A 591-nucleotide genomic window follows, 5' to 3' on the forward strand; every position below is an offset into this window, starting at 1 on the left:
GGCGGCCGAAGGATGAGATCGACGATGGCATGGCGTACGGCGGGCATGGTTGGTTGAGGCGGAGGCCCGTTGATTCTTTTTTTTCCGCCCCGCGTATGCGAGGCGACGATGTTGCAGGAAGGCGTAGGCAATCATTGTCATAAGGGCGTGGCGATGAAGACCTTGCCATGATCGCCCTTCGAAGTGATCAAGTCCAAGCTCCTCCTTCAACTGTTGATGCGCCTGCTCACAAATCCACCGTGCCTTGATGGTGGCGGCCAGCGTGCGCAGATCCGTCGTCGCCGGAAGATTGGCGAGATAGTATTTGCTCTCCCCGGAGGCACGTTGCTCGCCAATGAGCCAGACTTCGTCGCCTGGGAGATGCTGCTGACCTTTATCCCATATCCGCTGCGGAGGGCCGTCGGCGGTGCGGACACGGAGGGCAGCAAATCGGGCTTTGAGCCGACCTTTCGTCCCGCTACGCCAACTCACGGTTTTCCATTTGGCGCTGGCCAGCATTTGTTCTGCCGCAATCGATAAGATATCGGGCACGTGGTGCTTTCGTGGTTTGCCACGGACTTTGGTGATCGGCCAAATGAGCTTCACATCGAC

Annotated in this window: 1 pseudogene; it reads right to left on the bottom strand. The window is 58.4% G+C overall.

Features of this window, described 5'->3' with window-relative positions:
* Window positions 1–591: pseudogene (locus tag QJT78_RS51960) on the bottom strand (IS701-like element ISBj6 family transposase); the annotation flags it as partial.

This window comes from Bradyrhizobium sp. Mp27 (assembly GCF_029953005.1).
GTDB classification, from domain to species: domain Bacteria; phylum Pseudomonadota; class Alphaproteobacteria; order Rhizobiales; family Xanthobacteraceae; genus Bradyrhizobium; species Bradyrhizobium barranii.